General features: G+C 68.1%; 17 protein-coding genes and 1 other RNA gene. 2 read left to right on the forward strand and 16 right to left on the reverse strand.

All coding sequences use genetic code 11. The features are described from left to right. Positions 1 to 29: 29 nt before the first annotated feature. The 10 genes from ftsL to rsmI all read right to left on the reverse strand — a co-directional run bounded on the left by ftsL (position 30) and on the right by rsmI (position 9,710). On the reverse strand, positions 30 to 296 hold the full coding sequence (gene ftsL / locus MC380_RS15375; protein ID WP_242102776.1) for a cell division protein FtsL: 267 nt from the start codon (positions 294 to 296) through the stop codon (positions 30 to 32). After that, positions 293 to 1,225, reverse strand: a complete 933-nt coding sequence (gene rsmH / locus MC380_RS15380; RefSeq protein WP_343223598.1) for a 16S rRNA (cytosine(1402)-N(4))-methyltransferase RsmH — start codon at positions 1,223 to 1,225, stop codon at positions 293 to 295. Before rsmH ends, ftsL begins: the two co-directional genes overlap by 4 nt. Positions 1,226 to 1,266: 41 nt before the next feature. After that, on the reverse strand, positions 1,267 to 1,713 hold the full coding sequence (gene mraZ / locus MC380_RS15385) for a division/cell wall cluster transcriptional repressor MraZ (RefSeq protein ID WP_242102775.1): 447 nt from the start codon (positions 1,711 to 1,713) through the stop codon (positions 1,267 to 1,269). 871 nt (positions 1,714 to 2,584) lie between these two features. Beyond that, positions 2,585 to 2,947: RNase P RNA component class A (rnpB, locus tag MC380_RS15390), an RNA gene on the reverse strand. Positions 2,948 to 3,061: 114 nt separating this feature from the next. Further along, the gene (locus MC380_RS15395) at positions 3,062 to 3,676 is read right to left on the reverse strand and encodes a nucleotidyltransferase family protein (protein WP_242165783.1); all 615 of its coding nucleotides are present in this window, start codon (positions 3,674 to 3,676) and stop codon (positions 3,062 to 3,064) included. Then, positions 3,673 to 4,749 (reverse strand): XdhC/CoxI family protein, encoded by a 1,077-nt coding sequence (locus tag MC380_RS15400; protein WP_242165785.1) that lies wholly within the window; start codon positions 4,747 to 4,749, stop codon positions 3,673 to 3,675. The genes MC380_RS15395 and MC380_RS15400 overlap by 4 nt, the downstream gene beginning before the upstream one ends. A gap of 20 nt (positions 4,750 to 4,769) precedes the next feature. Next, positions 4,770 to 6,965, reverse strand: a complete 2,196-nt coding sequence (paoC, locus tag MC380_RS15405) for an aldehyde oxidoreductase molybdenum-binding subunit PaoC (protein ID WP_242102772.1) — start codon at positions 6,963 to 6,965, stop codon at positions 4,770 to 4,772. Beyond that, positions 6,962 to 7,912, reverse strand: a complete 951-nt coding sequence (locus tag MC380_RS15410; protein ID WP_242165787.1) for a xanthine dehydrogenase family protein subunit M — start codon at positions 7,910 to 7,912, stop codon at positions 6,962 to 6,964. Before MC380_RS15410 ends, paoC begins: the two co-directional genes overlap by 4 nt. Beyond that, entirely contained in the window at positions 7,909 to 8,559 is a 651-nt protein-coding gene (gene paoA, locus MC380_RS15415; RefSeq protein WP_242102770.1) for an aldehyde dehydrogenase iron-sulfur subunit PaoA, read from the reverse strand. Before paoA ends, MC380_RS15410 begins: the two co-directional genes overlap by 4 nt. A gap of 347 nt (positions 8,560 to 8,906) precedes the next feature. Then, positions 8,907 to 9,710 carry a 16S rRNA (cytidine(1402)-2'-O)-methyltransferase gene (rsmI, locus tag MC380_RS15420; RefSeq protein WP_242165789.1) on the reverse strand — a complete coding sequence of 268 codons (804 nt, stop codon included), beginning with the start codon at positions 9,708 to 9,710 and terminating at the stop codon, positions 8,907 to 8,909. A 154-nt stretch (positions 9,711 to 9,864) separates the two neighbouring features. Between rsmI and MC380_RS15425 the strand changes: the two genes are divergently transcribed. Both MC380_RS15425 and MC380_RS15430 read left to right on the forward strand, forming a co-directional pair. Then, positions 9,865 to 11,070, forward strand: a complete 1,206-nt coding sequence (locus tag MC380_RS15425; RefSeq protein WP_242102768.1) for a penicillin-binding protein activator — start codon at positions 9,865 to 9,867, stop codon at positions 11,068 to 11,070. Then, complete coding sequence (locus MC380_RS15430) at positions 11,067 to 11,438, forward strand: YraN family protein (RefSeq protein WP_242102767.1); 372 nt, start codon at positions 11,067 to 11,069, stop codon at positions 11,436 to 11,438. The genes MC380_RS15425 and MC380_RS15430 overlap by 4 nt, the downstream gene beginning before the upstream one ends. 225 nt (positions 11,439 to 11,663) lie before the next feature. Here the strand turns inward: MC380_RS15430 and MC380_RS15435 are convergent, their stop codons facing one another. The 6 genes from MC380_RS15435 to ribH form a co-directional block, all read right to left on the reverse strand. After that, positions 11,664 to 12,062, reverse strand: a complete 399-nt coding sequence (locus MC380_RS15435; RefSeq protein ID WP_242102766.1) for a hypothetical protein — start codon at positions 12,060 to 12,062, stop codon at positions 11,664 to 11,666. A gap of 79 nt (positions 12,063 to 12,141) precedes the next feature. Continuing rightward, positions 12,142 to 14,211: a toll/interleukin-1 receptor domain-containing protein gene (locus MC380_RS15440; RefSeq protein ID WP_242165790.1), complete on the reverse strand. Its 2,070-nt coding sequence runs from the start codon at positions 14,209 to 14,211 to the stop codon at positions 12,142 to 12,144. Positions 14,212 to 14,322: 111 nt separating this feature from the next. After that, complete coding sequence (locus tag MC380_RS15445; protein ID WP_242102764.1) at positions 14,323 to 16,020, reverse strand: hypothetical protein; 1,698 nt, start codon at positions 16,018 to 16,020, stop codon at positions 14,323 to 14,325. A gap of 77 nt (positions 16,021 to 16,097) precedes the next feature. Further along, positions 16,098 to 17,063: a thiamine-phosphate kinase gene (gene thiL / locus MC380_RS15450; RefSeq protein ID WP_242165792.1), complete on the reverse strand. Its 966-nt coding sequence runs from the start codon at positions 17,061 to 17,063 to the stop codon at positions 16,098 to 16,100. A gap of 82 nt (positions 17,064 to 17,145) precedes the next feature. Next, positions 17,146 to 17,607, reverse strand: a complete 462-nt coding sequence (gene nusB, locus MC380_RS15455) for a transcription antitermination factor NusB (protein WP_242102762.1) — start codon at positions 17,605 to 17,607, stop codon at positions 17,146 to 17,148. Next, positions 17,604 to 18,071, reverse strand: a complete 468-nt coding sequence (gene ribH, locus MC380_RS15460; RefSeq protein ID WP_242102761.1) for a 6,7-dimethyl-8-ribityllumazine synthase — start codon at positions 18,069 to 18,071, stop codon at positions 17,604 to 17,606. The genes nusB and ribH overlap by 4 nt, the downstream gene beginning before the upstream one ends. Positions 18,072 to 18,078: the final 7 nt, after the last annotated feature.

An 18,078-nucleotide genomic window follows, 5' to 3' on the forward strand; every position in this document is an offset into this window, starting at 1 on the left:
CCGCATGCCTTTGTCCGGGGGCGGGCGCTTCATGGACGCACCACCACGATGTCGCCGGTTTCCGGGAATTTCATTCCCAGCCGGCTACGCGCGATCTGGTCGATGCGGTTGCTCTCGGCCCAGGTCGCCTGCTCCAACTGCAGGCGGCCGAATTCGATATTCAATTCGTCGCGCGCCTTCTCCAGCTTGGTCAGATCGACAAACAGCTGGCGGTGGCGGTGGCGCGCATGGACCACGCCGATCGCGCTGATGACGTTGGCCATGGCCAGCAGGATGACGAGCACGCGCAGGGTCATGCCACGCCCCCCAGTTTCTCCGCCACCCGCAGCACGGCGCTGCGCGCGCGCGGATTGGCGGCGGTCTCGTCCACGCCGGCCTTCTGCGCATCGCCGATTGCCGCAAGCGTGGGCACGAAGGGCTGCGCTTCGGGCAGCCTGCGGTTGGCCGCGGGCGCCTTGGCATGGCGCGCGATGAAGCGCTTGACGATGCGATCCTCCAGCGAATGGAAGCTGATCACCGCCAGGCGCCCGGCCGGCTTCAGCGCGGACAACGCCGCGTCGAGGCCGCTTTCCAGGTCGGCCAGTTCGCGGTTGACGTGGATGCGGATCGCCTGGAACGAGCGGGTCGCCGGGTGGATTCGGCTCTTATCGGACGCGCCCGCTCCGCGCGGCATCACCGAAGCGATCAGTTCCGCCAGCTCCGCGGTGCGCGTGATCGGCTGCTGCGCCCGGCGCGCGACGATCGCACGCGCGATCCGGCGCGACTGCCGCTCCTCGCCGTAGGTATAGAGCACGTCGGCGATCTCGGATTCGGATGCGCGCGCCAGCCATTCGGCCGCGCTTTCGCCGCTGTCCGGATCCATGCGCATGTCCAGCGGGCCATCCTTGCCGAACGAGAAACCACGCTCGGCGACATCCAGCTGTGGCGAGGAGACTCCAAGGTCGAACAGCACGCCATCCAGCCCGGCGCGCGCTTCATCCCAGTACGACAGGTCGGCGAAGCTGCCGCGACGGATCGCAACCCGCCCATCGCCGCCGAACTGGCGCTCGGCCTCGACGATCGCTTCGGGATCCTTGTCCATCAGCAGCAACCGGCCTCCGGGGCCCAATCGCGACAGCACGCCGCGCGCATGCCCACCGCGCCCGAACGTGCCGTCCAGGTACGTTCCATCCGCCTTGATCCGCAGCCCTTCCATGACCTGCGCAAACATCACGGGCAAGTGCAGGACCGGCAGGTGGGCGGATACGGCATCCGCGCCACCGCCCGTCACAACCGCAACTCGAGCATCGGCGCGCTCAGGTCCTCGTCGGACAGCACCTGTCCGATCTGGGCGTGATGCGCCTGCTCGCTCCACAGCTCGAACCGCCTGCCCATGCCCAGCAGCACGGCCTTCTTGTCGATGCCGATGGCACTGCGATGGCTGGCGGGTATGCCGATACGCGCGCTGCTGTCCAGTTCCACCGGCTGCGCGGCGCCGACCAGCTTGAACTGCAGCTGGCGGTGGGCGCGCACGGTTGTGGACAGCTTGTTGACGTCGTCCCGGACCCGCTGCCATTCGTGCTCGGGGTACAGGTACAGGCAGCCCGCCTCGAACGGGTTGTAGGTGATGACCAGGCGGTTGCCGCACTCGCGCGCGACAAGGTCCCGGTAGCTGGTCGGGATGGCCAGCCGGCCCTTGTCGTCGATAGTGATGGCGGTCTCGCCCTGGAACATCCTGCCCTCGGCGCCCCTCTTCCCGGCGGGCTTCTGTGCCTCGGAAAACCACGGTTTCCCCGGTTTCCCCACGAGTTGCCACCTTAGGAGTGACCAGAGGGGTTGTCAACAAGTTTCAGTGACGGAATTCACTAGGCAGGTCAATGACTTGCGAAGAACTTGAGAGAACTGTTCAAGCTTTATCCACAACCTTCTGATTCGTCTCAAATTTTGAGATTCGGCTTATTCTCACAATGAGTGAGACAGTCGCGATCGAGCCCGCGGAACGGTGTTGCGGCGCAGCACTCTCTCTATTGTTGCGTTGAAGCAACAAATCCAAGGTCTGGACTATGATTGCGCGCAATCTGCTCCGATCGAGCGTCCACTGCCGACAGGCCCGGCGTCCCATCAAAAACTTTCCGCCGTAAGCGGCAAGCTGCCAGAGCGCGTGACCCGCAAAACTGCCGCACGAAGCCAAGCCCCTTGGGTAGGGGGCGGCGAAGCCGCGGGGATTGGGGGCGCAGCGGCGCCCCACGTTCGCACAGCGAACTTTGGGGTTCCTGGATACAGCTCGGGGACGTGAGGCGAAGCTGCGGCGAGCTGCAAGAGCGCCCGTCTGAACCAAGCCCCCTTGGTAAGGGGGCGCGGCGAAGCCGCGGGGATCGGAAGCGATCGCCCGGGGCCCAAGGTTTGCGCAGCAAACCTTGGGGCTTCATTGCGCATCGCGCAATGAAGCGGGGTGGCGGAGCCGGCCGATAAGCCGGGTTCTGTCGTGGACAGTCATTCCTCTAGGCGCAGCGTCACCGCTACGCTCGAGCAACCTACCCGGACCCGACGCGGGCAACGTCATGAGGTCCCTCAGGCCAAGCTCCCGAGGGCGCGGGAATCGAAGGGGCGGAGCCGGCCGATAAGCCGGGTTCTGTCGTGGACAGTCATTCCTCTAGGCGCAGCGTCACCGCTACGCTCGAGCAACCTACCCGGACCCGACGCGGGCAACGTCATGAGGTCCCTATTTGGTCTTGCTCCCGGTGGGGTTTGCCGTGCCGGCCTGTTGCCAGGCTCGCGGTGCGCTCTTACCGCACCATTTCACCCTTGCCCGCATCCCGAAGGACCGCTGGCGGTATCTTTCTGTTGCACTTTCCGTCGGCTCGCGCCGCCCAGGCGTTACCTGGCACCGTGCCCTGTGGAGCCCGGACTTTCCTCGGCATCCGCACCCACCGTAGTGGGCCGATGACGCGACTGTCTGGCCGGCTCCGCCGCACGTATTGTCGCATGCAGGCCTCGCACGCATGCGCAGGGCGGATTTCGGCGGGAGCGCCCGTTCAACCTGATGAAGGTCCGAAAGCCGGCGCCGCCGGACATGGCGCAGTTATCCGGGCAATGGATCTAGCCACTGCCTGGAAGCCGCTTCGCGCAGGTCGTCCACCGTATCGATATCCAGCCCGAGCTCGGGGGCCTGCAGGGCGCAGATGGCCTCGGGTCCGAGCAGGCTCAGTCGAGCGCCGAAGCCGCGGTCGCCGGTCAGCTCGTCCGGATGTGCGAACCAGTCGAACGGCACAACGGCCGGAACCCCAAAACGCTCGCCATGCACGGTGGCGGCGCAGCGCGAGGGCGCGGTCTGCGCACCGACCAGCAGCGCCTGCAGATGCCGCAGCTCGAGTGCCGGTTGGTCGCATCCCAGGATGAGCACCGGCGCTTCAAGACGGGCCACGATTGCCTGCCCTGCGGCATGCAGACTGGTGCCAAGCCCTTCGCGCCACTGCGGGTTGTCGATGAACTCGCAGGGAATATTGTGCAGCGAACGCTCTATCCCATCGCGTTCGGCGCCGACCACGACCAGCAACCGCTCCGGTGACATTTCCGAGGCGAGCCGGGCAGCGCGATGCACCAGGGTTTCGCCTGCGCGCGTGAGCAATTGCTTGGGCCGGCCGAGGCGCGTGCTGCCGCCAGCCGCCAGCACGATGGCCAGATGCGTGGACTTCACGTTCTGCCGGCGTTGGCGCGCCAGTCCTGCAACTGCGCGGCGATGCTCAGCGCGATCGCTTCGGCCCCTTCTCCTCCCAGGTCGAGTCCGACCGGCGAGCGCAGGCGTGCGGACAACGCGTCGCGCTGCGCGGGCGTCAGCAGCTTGAACAGGTCGTCGCGCCGGCGCGGCGGGCCGAGCAGGCCCACGAAAGAAATGGAGGTGGCCGCCAGGGCCTCCAGCGCGTCCCGATCCAGCTCGAAACTGTGGTGCATCACCAGCGCCGCATCGAATGTGCGGCCCGCACGCAGCACGTCGTCCGGCAGCGTGTCGAACCGTGCGTCCGCGCGATCGCCGCAGGCAAGCCAGCGAGGCCGATGCTCCACCAGGCTGGTCCGCCAGCCCAGGTCGTGCAGCAGTCCCAGCAACGCATGCGTTTCTGGCCCGGCACCCAGCATGAGCACTTCCGGCGGCCTCGGCAGTGGCAGCTGCCAATGCTGCGTACCGCGTGCCCAGCCTGGGCTGCCCGCCGGGACCTGCCATGCGCGGCTGATGCCGTTCGCTTCCATCTGCACCAAGCCGTTCGACGCCAGCGAGCGCTGGAGCGTCGTTCCGCCGTCGATCCATGCCTCGAACAACGCCTCGACCCCGCGCAGTGCGCGCACGGGCAGCAGCGCGATGCGCAACCGTCCCCTGCATCCCATGGCCGACCCGGAAAACAACGCCTCGTCTTCGCGCGTGTCGACGTCGATCCACTCGATGCACTCGCTTGCATCGGCCTGCATTGCGCGACGCGCCAGTTCCGGTTCGAGGCAGCCGCCGCTCAACCATCCGACCTGCACGGTCTGGGCGAACAACGCCATCGCACCGGCGCGGACATAGGTCGAGCCTTCGGTCTCCAGGACCAGAGCGAGCGCTGCGGGGGCATCCTGGCGTGCGAGCATTGCCGCCGCCTGCAGCACCGCACGTGGGTTGCCGGCGGCGAGGAAGGCAGCGGCCGAGCCGCCCTGGAACCCGCGAGCGCCGATATCTGTCACCGCGTGCCCTGCCAGTGTCGCGGCCGGTTCACATGCCGCAGGTAGATCCTGTTCCATGCAAGCCATCCGGATGACGCTCACGCGACCGCGGGCAATTTGTCGATCAGCTTGTCGAGCGTCACCGGATACTCGCGCACGCGTACTCCGGTCGCGTTGTAGACGGCATTGGCGATGGCCGCGGCCACGCCACAGATCCCCAGTTCGCCTACGCCCTTGGCTTTCATCGGCGAAGACATCGGATCGGTTTCGTCAAGGAACACGACCTCCTGATGCGGGATGTCGGCATGCACGGGAACCTCGTAACCGGCGAGATCGTGATTTACGAAGAAGCCCAGGCGCTTGTCGATCGCCAGTTCCTCCATCAACGCCGCACCCGCGCCCATGGTCATCGCGCCGATCACCTGGCTGCGAGCGGACTTCGGGTTGAGGATGCGGCCCGCGGCGCAGACGGCCAGCATGCGGCGGATGCGGATCTCGGCCGTGGCGCGGTCCACGCCGACTTCGACGAAATGCGCGCCGAACGTGGATTGCTGGAACTTCCTTGCAAGATCGCCGAACTCGATCGTGTCCTCCGCCACGATTTCGCCGTCCTTGGCAGCCTGGCCCAGAGGCATGCTGCGGCCGCCGGCACTGACCGTGCCATCGGCGAATTGCGCCGCGGCCGGATCCAGGCCCAGCTTCTGCGCGACCGCTTCGCGCAGCTTGACGCACGCGGCATACACGCCGGCGGTGGAACTGTTGGCACCCCACTGGCCGCCGGAACCGGCCGACACGGGAAACGAAGAATCGCCCAGGCGCACGACCACGTTCTCCAGTGGCACGCCGAGCATTTCCGCCGCGGTCTGGCCGATGATGGTGTAGGTGCCGGTGCCGATGTCGGTCATGTCGGTTTCCACCGTGACCGTGCCGCGCGGATCCAGGCGCACGCGTGCGCCCGACTTCATGACGAGATTGTTGCGGAAGGCCGAGGCGACACCCATGCCCACAAGCCAGCGTCCGTCGCGAGTCTGTCCAGGTGTTGCCGGACGCTTGGCCCAGCCAAAGCGATCGGCACCGGTGCGCAGGCATTCCACCAGCTGGCGCTGCGAGAACGGACGCTCGGGCTTCTCCGGGTCCACCTGGGTGTCGTTGCGGATCCGGAATTCCACCGGATCGATGCCCAGCTTCTCCGCCACTTCGTCCATCGCCACTTCCAGCGCCATCAGGCCAGGCGCCTCGCCCGGTGCGCGCATCGCATTGCCCTCGGGCAGATCGAGCGCGGCCAGCCGCAGCGCGGTCATGCGGTTGGCGCCGGCATACAGCAGCTTGGTCTGTTGCGTGGCGGCTTCTGGGCCGCCGCCGGGCAGGTCTCCCGACCAGCTCTCGTGGCCGATCGCGGTGATCGTGCCGTCGGGCTGGGTGCCAATGCGGATGCGCTGGATCGTGGCCGGGCGATGCGTCGTGTTGTTGAACATGAGCGGGCGCGTCAGCGCCACCTTGACCGGCCTCTTCGCCGCCCTGGCGCCCAGCGCGGCCAGCACCGCGTCCGCGCGCAGGAAGAGCTTGCCGCCGAACCCGCCGCCGATGTAGGGCGACACCAAGCGCACGTTTTCCTTCGGGATTCCCAGCGTCCGTGCCATGTCCTGCACGCCCCAGTTGATCATCTGGTTGGCGGTCCAGACGGTCAGCTTGTCGCCTTCCCAGGCCGCGATCGAAGCGTGCGGCTCCATCATCGCGTGCGACTGGTCTGGCGTGGTGTAGGTCTGGTCGAATTGCACGGGAGCCGATGCAAATGCTGCGGCGAAATCGCCGGCCTTGCTGTCCGGGTCGCTCTTGGGCTCAACCGCAGAACCTTTGGCCTTTGCCAGGTCGTACTTCCCCTTGCTTCGCGCGTAGTCGACGCGCAACAGCTGCGCGGCCGCGCGTGCCTGCTCGAAGGTCTCGGCCACGACCAGGGCAATCGCCTGGTGGTAATGCTCGATATCGGGTCCGCCGAGCAGCCTGGCGGTGTTGAAATTGCCCTTGGTGAGTTTGCCCGCATTCCTGGCGGTGACCACGGCCAGGACGCCCGGCGCGGCGCGCGCGGCGCTGTCGTCGAGCGAGGAGATCCGGCCCTTGGCGATCGCCGCGCCCACGACATAACCGTAGGCCTGGTTCGGAACCACGTCATGCCGCTCGTAGGCATACGGCGCGGCGCCGGTGGTCTTCAATGGACCGTCGATCCGGTCGGTCGGCTTGCCGACGACCTTGAGCTGGTCGATGGGATTGGTGGTGGCGGGGGTATCGAACTTCATGTCTGCGCATCCATCAACACCGCGGCGATGGTGCGCTCGACCAGCGGCAGCTTGAAGGCGTTCTGGGGCGTCGTTCTGGCGCCTTCGAGCAGGCGCGCGGCGACAGCCTTGGACCCGCGCGGAAGCTCCGCCTCGGCCGCCTCGACGCGCCATGGCTTGTGCGCAATGCCGCCAACAGCCACGCGTCCGCTGCCGTCGCGCTGGACCACGGCCGCGACCGAAACCAGCGCGAAGGCATACGAGGCACGGTCGCGCACCTTGCGGTAAATGTGCTTGCCGCCGAGCGGCTTGGGCAGGGTGACGGCCGTGATCAGTTCGCCCGGTTGCAGGTCGGTCTCGACCTGCGGCGTCGATCCCGGCAGGCGATGGAAATCGGCGATGGGAATCCTGCGCGTGGCGCCGTTCGACGCAACGGTTTCCACCGTCGCATCAAGCACGCGCATGGCCACCGCCATGTCGCTGGGATGGGTCGCGATGCAGGCGTCGCTGGTACCCATCACGGCGTGCTGGCGGCTGAAACCTTCGAGCGCCGCGCAGCCACTGCCGGGCAGGCGTTTGTTGCAGGGCTGGTTGGTGTCATAGAAGTACGGGCAGCGGGTGCGCTGCAGCAGATTGCCGGCGGTGGTGGCCTTGTTGCGCAGCTGGCCCGAAGCGCCCGCCAGCAACGCCCGCGACAGCACGGCATAGTCGCGACGCACGCGCCGGTCCGCGGCCAGGTCGGTGTTGCGCACCAGCGCACCGATGCGCAGGCCACCGGCATCGGTGGCTTCGATCCGGTCGAGCCCGAGGCCATTGACGTCGACCAGGTGCGCCGGCGTCTCGATTTCCAGCTTCATCAGGTCGAGCAGGTTGGTGCCGCCGGCGATGAAGCGCGCGCCGGGCGTGCGCGTCGCGGCCGCGACCGCCTCGGCCGGCGTGCGCACGCGCTCGTAGCTGAAGGCCTTCATCCGCGCCTCCCGGCGACCTCGGCGATCGCATCGACAATGTTGGAGTACGCGCCGCAGCGGCAGATGTTGCCGCTCATCCGCTCGCGGATCTCCTCGTCCGTGACGCGCGGCCGCGCACGCAGGTTGGCGCTGGCGTGGCTGGGAATGCCGGCCTTGATCTCGTCCAGCACCGCCACCGCCGAACAGATCTGCCCGGGCGTGCAGTAGCCGCACTGGTAGCCGTCGTGCTTGACGAAGGCGCGCTGCATCGGATGCAGATCGTCCGGCGTGCCCAGTCCCTCGATGGTGGTGATCGTGTCGCCTTCGTGCATCACCGCCAGACTCAGGCAGGCGTTGATGCGGCGGCCACCGGCGATGACTGTGCAGGCGCCGCACTGGCCGTGGTCGCAACCCTTCTTGGTTCCGGTCAGCTGCAGGTGCTCGCGCAGCGCGTCGAGCAGGGTCGTGCGTGTGTCGAGTTCGAGCGCCTGCGCCTTGCCGTTGACGGTGAAGGCCACCTTGGCCCTGACGGGGGCCTTGGCGTCCGGAACGGTAGAGGCTTTGCTCGCGGCGGCGGACGCGCTTGGCGCGACTCCCGCAGCGACGGTGGTGGCGCCGGCAAGAAGCACCTCGCGCCGGGTCATCCTGAAACCGTCGTGTTCCTGCATGTCCGCCCTATCCTTTCCCGGCCCAGGACCGGCGCATTCGACGAGAAACCCTGCAATGACCGGTCTGGTTGGCGTCGCAAAACGAAACGACAGCAACCGCATAGCCTGTTGGCGCACGACATGCCGGCCCGAGTGCGAATTACGTTTCGCCCAACGGCTAGTCGTACCAATTCAGTCGCTACCATTGCGTGAAAGATTCGTGGCCGGGCGCAGCCGCGCCGGCGAAGGCAATGCGCGGAGCGCCGGCGTTTCGAACTGCGCCTTGGGCGGCTGCGTCACGGCCCGGCGCGGACGGATGCGCGAACGGATTCACATTTCTCGCCAGATATCGCATCGGATCGATCGCGTCAGCCGCCATGCCCGTACAGGGCCTTCCTCGGCGCACCGCTGAGGTCGGCCGCGAGCTTGGCGGCCGCGGAAGGCGGCAGGTGTTCGCACAGTTTCGAATACAGACGCCGGCCCTCGATCAACTTCGCCTCGGCCTCGTCCCCCGCTCCCTGCACCAGCAGGACGAATTCGCCCCTGCGCTGGTTCGCGTCGGCTTCCACCTGCTCCCGGAGGCCGGCGAGCGGGCCGTCCAGCACGGTTTCGAACAGCTTGGTCAACTCACGCGCGATCACCGCGCGGCGCTGCGTACCGAACGTATCGACCGCGTCGGCAAGCGTCTGCGCGATTCGGTGCGCGGACTCGTAGAAGATCAGGGTGCGGGTTTCCGACGCGAGCTGGGCCAGGCGCTCGCGCCGCGCGGACGCCTTGACCGGCAGGAAGCCCTCGAACACGAAGCGGTCGCTGGGCAGTCCGGCCACAGACAGCGCCGCCACCAGGGCACTGGCGCCGGGCACCGGACTGACCCGGATGCCGGCCTCCCGTGCGGCACGCACCAGCCGGAATCCGGGGTCGCTGACCAATGGCGTGCCCGCATCGGACACCAGCGCGAGCGAATCGCCGGCCAGCAGGCGCGCGACCATGCGTTCGGACACTTCGGCTTCGTTGTGCTCGTGCAGCGCCAGCAGCGGACGCTCGAGCCCGAAATGCGCAAGCAGCTGGCGCGTGTGGCGCGTGTCTTCGGCGCAGATCGCCGCGACGCTCTTCAATGTGTCCAGCGCGCGCGGCGACAGATCGGCCAGGTTGCCGATCGGCGTTGCCACCACGAAGAGTGTTCCGGGAGCCGGCGTACCCGGGGCCGGCGTTCCCGCAGCCTGCTTTCCCACGGGATGTTGCGGTGTTGCAGGGGCCGCGGGCATGCCTCGTCTCCGGTCGTGCGCGGGTAGAATCCTAGCCGTTCCCGCAAACCGGCCGGATGCCATGCGCAGATTGAATCGTTCGACGCTCCCGACGCGGCTGCTTCCGCTCGCGCTGTTGCTGGCGCTGGTGAGCGGTTGCGCCACGGTCCGCGTGAGCCAGCCGACGGGGCCGGTCGAGGACACGCCGGCCGAGGGTCAGCAGCGTGCGGCACGCTGGCAGTTCGATGCGGGTGCCCGCCCTCCTGCCGAAAGCGACGGCTATCGTCCGCCGATCAAACTCGCGGTGCTGCTGCCGCTGTCGGGCGGCCTGGCCACGGCCGCCGCACCGGTGCGCGACGGGCTGCTGGCGGGTTACTACGGTGAACATCGGCGCCGCCCGGAGCTCGTGTTCTACGACACCAGCGGCACGGCCGCGGGCGCGGGTGCCGCCTACGCCCGTGCGGTCGCCGAGGGCGCGGATCAGGTGCTGGGGCCGCTGGGACGCGAAGAGATCGATGCGGTGTACCGCGGCGTGCAGGCCAGCGCGCCGGTGATCGCGCTCAATCGTGGCCCCTCCAATCCGCCGCCCAACAGCGCGAGCTTTTCGCTGGCGCCGGAAGACGATGGCATCGGCGCCGCCGACTATCTGGTGGCGCGCAACGCCAAACGCGTGCTGGTCCTCGCCGGCGACGGCGATTACGCCCGCCGCAGCGTGGCCGCCTTCGGCAAGCGCCTGCAGGAAAAGGAAGGCACGGTGCTGCAGACCTTGCCGGTGTATGGCGACAAGCCGGCCGACATGACCCCGGCGCTGCAGGCCGCTGCCCAGGCCGCGGGCGGCGTGGATGCGGTGTTCCTGGCGCTGCGTCGCGCGCAGGCCCGGGCGATCGCGCCGCAGCTTGCCGCGGCGGGGTTGACCGCCAAGCCGCGGGTGGCGACTTCGCAGCTGGTGTCCGGCAGCGGCAAGCCTGAAGACGACCGCGCGCTCGACGGTATCGCCTTCCCCACCGATGCCTGGAGCGTCACCGGCACGCGCGGCCTGCCCAGCGCCACGGTGACCGGCGCCTCCCTGCCCACCGCGCGCGGATCCGCCGCCAGGCTGTTCGCATTCGGCTACGACGCGTGGCTGCTGACCGCCTATCTCGAACACCTCGCGTTGAGCGACGAGGCGCGCGTGGAGGGCGCCACCGGCGTGCTGCGGATCGGCGCGGACGGCAACGTCGTGCGCGCCCCGGCCTGGTCCACCTTCAGCAACGGGGCCGTGATTCCACTGACGGGCGCCGGCGGTTGAGCGAACGCCGCCTGCGCGGCGCACAGGTCGAAGCCGCCGCCCGCGCGCACCTGCTGCGCGCAGGTTTGCGCGAGATCGCGGCGAACGCGAACTTCCGCCTGGGCGAACTCGATCTGGTGATGTTCGATCGGGACACCCTGGTGTTCGTGGAAGTGCGTTACCGCCGCCATTCCGGATTCGGCGGCGGCGCCATGTCGGTGGACGCGAACAAGCGGCGCAAGCTGGTGCGCGCCGCGCAGCAGTTCCTGCTCGGCCATCCGCGCTACGCCAACACCCCCTGCCGTTTCGACGTGGTCGAGGCCGATGGCGATCCCGACGCGCCGCGGCTGCACTGGATCCGCGACGCGTTCCGGGCTGACGATCTCTGAGCTAGACGCATGTCGCATGCGTCACCTGCCAGCAGGTGTCAGGCCCTCTCCTGGTCCTTGCGTACAATCCCCTCTCCTTCTGTGAGCGGTAGTGACGCGCAGCGCCGGGAGACGGGCCCTTCCCACAGTGACACCTATCGCACAAGTATCACCTTCATCCGCTCCGCCGGCTGTTTGTTGATAGCCGGCGGGTCGATGATCAGCAGCGCGCCGGTCTGTACACGCTTATTGCGGCTTGTTGGTGACTTGCGGGTCGCATGGGATGGTGCAGTTGCCGTTGCCGGTATCGGTCACCTGGATGCTGTACTCCGCGTTTTCGACCGCGTTGTTGGCGTCGATGATCGCGCCGGCGCGATTGCCATTGCCGCTCCAGCTGAGCTGGTTCTGGGGGTCGTCTTTGAACGTGTGGCCGCTGATCTGGTAACGCGGGTCGGCGATCAGCTGGATCGGTGCGGTATCCCGGCCTTGGTTGACCGTCTGGATCAGGCCACCGGCGCTGTCGTCGCCACCGGTGTAGCAATAGCCGTAGGTGGTTTGGTTGTCGGACGCCAGGACGTTGTGCCAGCCGGGATCGCTGGAACCGCCGATGCGGATGTCGAGGTTGATGTTGGGTGTGCTGGGCATGGTCGTCTCCTGCTGGGGAATGGCCTTGCGGCCGGGACACGGGCCAACGGCCCGGCGGTTCAAAGTGCGGTGAGGCCGTTCATTGCGTGGCGACCCGGGTGACCGTTGGAAAAGGCTGCAGCGGGACATAGCCGGCGGTGTCGAGGCGTTGCCGGTGCCTCGCGGCCTCGGTGGTGCGGCCGAGGAAATACATCGCGCGGATCAGCGTGTTCAGGCGCTCAAACGGTATTGGGCCGTCGGCATTGGCCCGCAGCAGTCGCTCGGCATCGGTCCAGGCTGCTCGCGCAGTCGCGTTGTTGCCCGCAAGCTGCGCCGCTTCCCCGTCCAATATCAGGGTATGGGCCAGGACGATACGCAGTGGCTCGGTCTGACGAACCTGCCATGCGGGAGTGAGCACCGCATGCGCTTGCGCCAGCCGATCGCGGCCCGCCTCAACGTCGCCGCGCGCCAGCGCCGCTTGCGCCTGCAGGTTGCGGGCCTTGCCGAGCCAACGCAGCGCACGATCGCTCTTGGGCTCGGCGGCGAGCGCGGTCGCGAAGATCGCTTCGGCCATCCGCAACTGATCGTCGTTCGTGGAGGGACTGGCAGATAACACCGCTTGCCACCAGCGGCACACCCCCAAGCCCACCTGCCATTCGGCGTTGCGCGGATCGTGGCGCACCAACGCAATCGCGAGCGGAAGCGCAGCCTCTATGCTTGTGCGCGCTTCGAGCAGACGCCCGCGAAGCGCCTGCGCCTCCGCGAGCAAGGTCGAGGAGTCGATCCGATATTCCTTCCACGTGGCGTTCTCCGGCTCGGAGGCCTGGTTACGGGCAATGTCCCGATCGGCTTCTACGAAAAACTTTTCGGCATCGGCCAATCGCCCTTGCCGCAATGCGAGGCTGCCAAGCCAAGAAGCGGTATCAGCGGCCTCAAACCGCAGCTGGAGATCCTGTGGGCGTTGCCGTAACCAGGTTCGGTGAAGCACCATTTTCCTGCGCATCGCGCGTTCGGCCTCGGCGTAGCGCCCGCGGCTTTCATCGAGTACGGCCAGGTTGTGATGCCCATAGGCCATCTCTTTTTGCCAATCGAAGTTGTTCGGATCCGTCGCCGCCAACTTGATCGCGCTGTCGCGATACTTGCGGAACCACACGCCGGTTTCGTCGTGCCTGCCCTGTTGCAGGGCCACGAAGCCGATCCAGTACTCGGCCTGCGCCAGATCGAACAGGCGCTGTCCGTTCTCCGGAGCGCGCTGGTACAACGCGGTGCTGCGTGCATGCGCTTCGCGGAACGCGGACATGGCGGCGTCGTGGTTGCCTTCGTCCAGCCGTACCTGGCCGATCCCGGTCAGCGAGCGCGCCTGCTCCTCCAGTGCCCGGTCGCTCATGTCGCGCGGGTCGAGCGTGGCGAAATAGCCGGTGGCCTTGTCGTCCACGGCGCGCATCAGGTCCAGGCGGCCGACCGTGGTCAGCTTCTTGCGTAGGTCGCCAAGCATGAAACCCAGGATGTCTTCGGCCTGCGCCTGCCGGCGCTGGGCATCGTTGCGCGCGAGATAGGCCGATGCCGCCAGGCCCGAGGTGACCGCCATGCCCGCCAGCGATGCCGCCGCGACGATCGCCAGCTTGCGATTGCGCCGCTGCGACTCGCGCCGCGCCAGCGCGTCATAGCCAATGCCGAGCAGCCCGGCAACCAGTTTCAGGAACGCGCGTTCGCGTCCGTCGCCTTCTGCGCGCGCATCGGCTGCCAGTGGTTCGCGCACCGCGCCCGCGGCATCGGTGAGCAGGGCCGGTGGGAAACATGAAAGCGCGGCATCACGGCTGCCGGGGTCACCCGCCACGACGAAACTGTAGATCCGATCGCCGCGGCCTGAGGCGCGAAACGCCTCGATTTCGGCATTCACCCAGCGCGACGCGGCGGCCGCCGGTGAACAGACCACGATCAGCGCTTGCGCATCGGCCAGCGCCACGTGGATGGTCGCGCCCAGGTCGCCCGAGCTCGGCAGCTCGTCGCGGTCGAGGAAGAACTTTCCCAGGCGCCGTTCGATGGGTGCAGGAGCCGAGGGCGTTCCGACCAGTCGCGAAGGCACCCGATAGGTTTCAAGCCGGCGCAACAGCCAACCGGCCGTGGCCGCGTCGGCGTGGCTGTAGCTGATGAAGGCGCGGAATTGCATGGGCACGCCGGGGGAGCGTATGCACGGGTAACGGGGGCATGCCGGGCAATGGGACAGCGCCGCGGCGCCAACGGCAGTACTTCCGACGAACGGTCGACGCCGGTCGGCGACTCAGATCCGGGAGTGTTGCACCGGCCGCTCACGGTGCATCAGGGTCCACGCGGCATGCTCGCTCAGCGCCGCCTCGCCCAGCGCGCGCAGCACCCGCCGCTTCTCCTGCACGTTGCGACTTTCATCGACGCGACGCCGGGCTGCCGAGAAGATCCGCTGCATGAACGCGTACTGCTTGATCAGCTCCTTGTCGGCCTTCTTGTGCATGTAGGCTTCGTGGACCGCAGCGGCGACCGAGAGGATGCCCATCACCGCCACCAGGTTGTGCTTGAGCTCGCCATCGAACCATCGTGCGAACAGCGCAAGCAGAACGCCGACGCCGACGCCTAAAACAATGCAGCACAGGCCGAACAATTCGGCCCGATGGTGCAGGCGCGCACGACGCTCTATCGCCCTGACGTAGTAGTGGAGCTGCCCCGCCTTCCCCGGTGCCCCGATCCAATCCGCGATCACGACATCGATCCGCGACTCGGGCTCCGGCGCGGACCCCAGTGCGGCCTCCAGTCCGGCTCCGCGCATCACATTGCGGATCCATTCCAAACCGGCGTCTTGCTTCTGCAGGAAGTTGTCATGCGCGAATGTCGCGCCGGGCCCGTCCGTCAACCCCGCCCACTGCCAGTACGCTTGCACCCGCAGGCCTTCCGCGAGCGCGCGGTAATCGAGGTACTTGCGCTGCCAGTCGCCGCGGCGGGCCACCCAAGTGACCGCCATGCCGGTGAGGAATACGGCGAGGAATCCGTAAATCACCAGATCCTCGCTGGCGACGTGGGTGTAGGAGAAGAATGCGGCGCCCATCAGGCCCGCAAGCAGATAGGTCGCCCGCAAGACCCGGTTGACCCGCCGCTGGTACAGCCGTGCAAGCCCGTCCGCAGCCTCGAACAGCGGCCATATACCACCAAGACCGACGGGCCGCGACGCGCCCGTCGAAGTTGCGGCATCGGCAAGATGGCGAGCGATATCGGCGTTGAATTCAGACTGCTTGCGCCATGCGTCGTCGAACGATTCCGGCAGGTGGGGACTGCCCGGATCGGCGACGCTGGTCAGCCAGGTCGGAACAGCGCCTGGTGCGTTGTGGCTTCCCGCCCGCGGCGCGCGGATGTGGCACACCAGGGTATCGTCCACCAGCCCAAGCAGGCTGGAGCCCTCGTGCCTGCGCTCGATCTGGCCAGGCACGTCCCCATGCAGGTGGAAGCGCACGATCTGCGCGGTGCCCCCCAGTTGCTCGGAGGGTTCGCCGTCCCACAGCGCCAGCAGGAAGTGGCAGTGGTTCGAGGTGAACGTGCCGGCGTCCGCGTATTGCTTGTCGCGTGCCGATCCTGGGGTCGAGATGCTGGCGACGCTGTTGCCGCGGCTGAGCGGCAGCACGTGCGCCTCCACTTGGTCGCACTGGCGCTCGAACTCGGCGCGAGCATCCTCGGAAGGAAAGTCGTCGCGATACAGCGCCACCGGCATCGGCAGCGGCGCGATCACCCGGATCCGCATCTCCAGGGCGATCCGCGCCACCAGCTGATCGCTGCCCGCCGCCAGCGGCGAGACCACCACCAGCGGCAGTCGCGGATAACGCTTTTGCAAGTCGCGCAACACATCGCGGACCTGATGTTCGAGGATCGGAATGTCGGAAGGGCGCAGGCTGCGATGGCCGGTGACTCCGACCACGAGCGCCGTCGACAGCAACGCGGATTTCGGTTCGGCGAGCATCGGGCCCCCGCGCACGGCGCGGATGCCGCTCCCAGCAGCAACGGCAACCTACGCGCGATTCGGCCAGCGTGGATCGATCAGGCGAAGTGGGCGTAGCCGCTGCGTGGCGGCGTCCACGTGCCGCCGTCCGCGCGGACGGCGGCGACGCCCGGCGTGTCGACGATCCGTCCGATCCGGGTCGCTGCAGTCCCAGTCGCTTTCGCCGCGGCGGCAATGGCCCCGGCCGCATCGGGCGGAGCGGTGAAGCACAGCTCGTAGTCGTCGCCGCCGCAGGCCTGTTCGCCGCGCAGGGTATCGCCGCTGCTGCGCGCCGCCAGGGCGGGCGATGCGGGCAGGCGGTCGACATCGACTTCGGCGCCGACGCCGCTGGCGCGACACACATGGCCCAGGTCCTGGAGCAGGCCGTCGGAGACGTCGATGCAGGCGTGCGCGAGCGGCGCCAGCGCTACGCCGAAGGCCACGCGCGGTTCGGGCAGGTCCAGGCGCGCGCGCAGCGCCGGGTCGGCAACGCCGCCGGCCTGCAGCTGGGCCAGTGCTGCTGCTGCATCGCCCAGCGTGCCGGTGACCCAGATGTCGTCGCCTTCGCGCGCGGCGTCGCGCCGCAGGCCGCCGCCGTGTTGCACCAGGCCATGCGCGGTCACGCATACCGACAGCGGACCGCGGGTGGTGTCGCCGCCGACCAGGGCCACCCCGTGCTGCGCCGCGAGCTGCAGGAAACCATCGACGAAGCCGTCGAGCCAGGCCTCGTCCGCATGCGGCAACGACAGCGACAGCGTGCACCAGGCCGGGCGCGCGCCCATCGCGGCCAGGTCGGACAGGTTCACCGCCAGCGCCTTCCAGCCGATGGCGGACGGGATGGTGTCGTGCGGGAAATGCACGCCGGCGTTGAGCGTGTCGGTGGCCACCGCGAGGTCGTGACCCTCGGGGACGCGCAGCAATGCGGCATCGTCGCCGATGCCGAGCAGCACGTCGGCGCGTGTGGATACCCGCACACGGATGCGTTCGATCAGCTCAAATTCCGCGCCGCGGCCGGATCCGGTCACGATGACCTCCAACGCGCCGCAGCGCGCAATGGAACGCCAGGCGTCGATGCCTTCGACGCCGGACAGCAAGGCGCAGTCGTCGTCAGCTGCGCGTGCCCTGCATTTCGACCGCGCGCCAGTCCGCCGCGGCCTTGTCCAGCACGCCGTTGACATAGGTGTGGCCGTGTTCGGAGCCGAAGCGCTTGGTGGTGCGCAGTGCCTCGTCGATGATCACCCGGTAAGGCACGTCGATGCGGTGTTGGAGTTCGTAGGCGGAGATCCGCAGCATCGCCCGTTCGATCGCATCGACTTCCTCGATGCCGCGATCCAGGTAAGGCTGCAGCGAACGGTCGAGTTCCGCGCGATGCGCGGCCACGCCTCGAACCAGATCCTCGAAATATTCCAGATCGGCTTCCTCGTGGATCTGCTCGTGCGCGAACTGGCCGACAATGTCGCGCACGTCCGCCCCCGACAGCTGCATGGCGTACACCGCCTGCAGCGCGCGCCGGCGCGCACGCGAACGCTTGACCGGATCGATGCCGTCGCTGCGGCGGGGGCGGCTCACGGCAGTTGCTCCAGCAGGTGCGCCATCTCGATCGCGACCAGCGCGGCCTCTTCGCCCTTGTTGCCATGGCTGCCGCCGGCGCGCTTTTCGGCGTCGACGAAGGCATCCACCGCCAGCACCCCGTTCGCCACCGGAACACGATAGTCCAGCGAGACGCGCATCAGCCCGTCGGAGCAGCCGTCGGCCACCTGCTCGAAGTGACGGGTGTCGCCGCGGACCACGCAGCCCAGCGCCACGATCGCCGCGTGCCCGCCGGCCCTGGCCACGCGCGCGGCGGCCAGCGGAATCTCCCATGCACCGGGAACGCGCACCACGTCGACCACGCCCTCGGCGACACCGTGGTCGGCGAAGGCCTTACGTGCGCCGGCCACCAGCGCATCGCTGATGCGCGGGTTCCAGCGGCTGGCGATGATCGCGAAGCGCGCACCTTCGGTGACGCGCAGATCGCCTTCGTAATGGGGCATGAGATCG

Origin of the sequence: Lysobacter sp. M15 (assembly GCF_022662515.1) — a bacterium.
Classification (GTDB): Bacteria; Pseudomonadota; Gammaproteobacteria; order Xanthomonadales; family Xanthomonadaceae; genus JAKPBU01.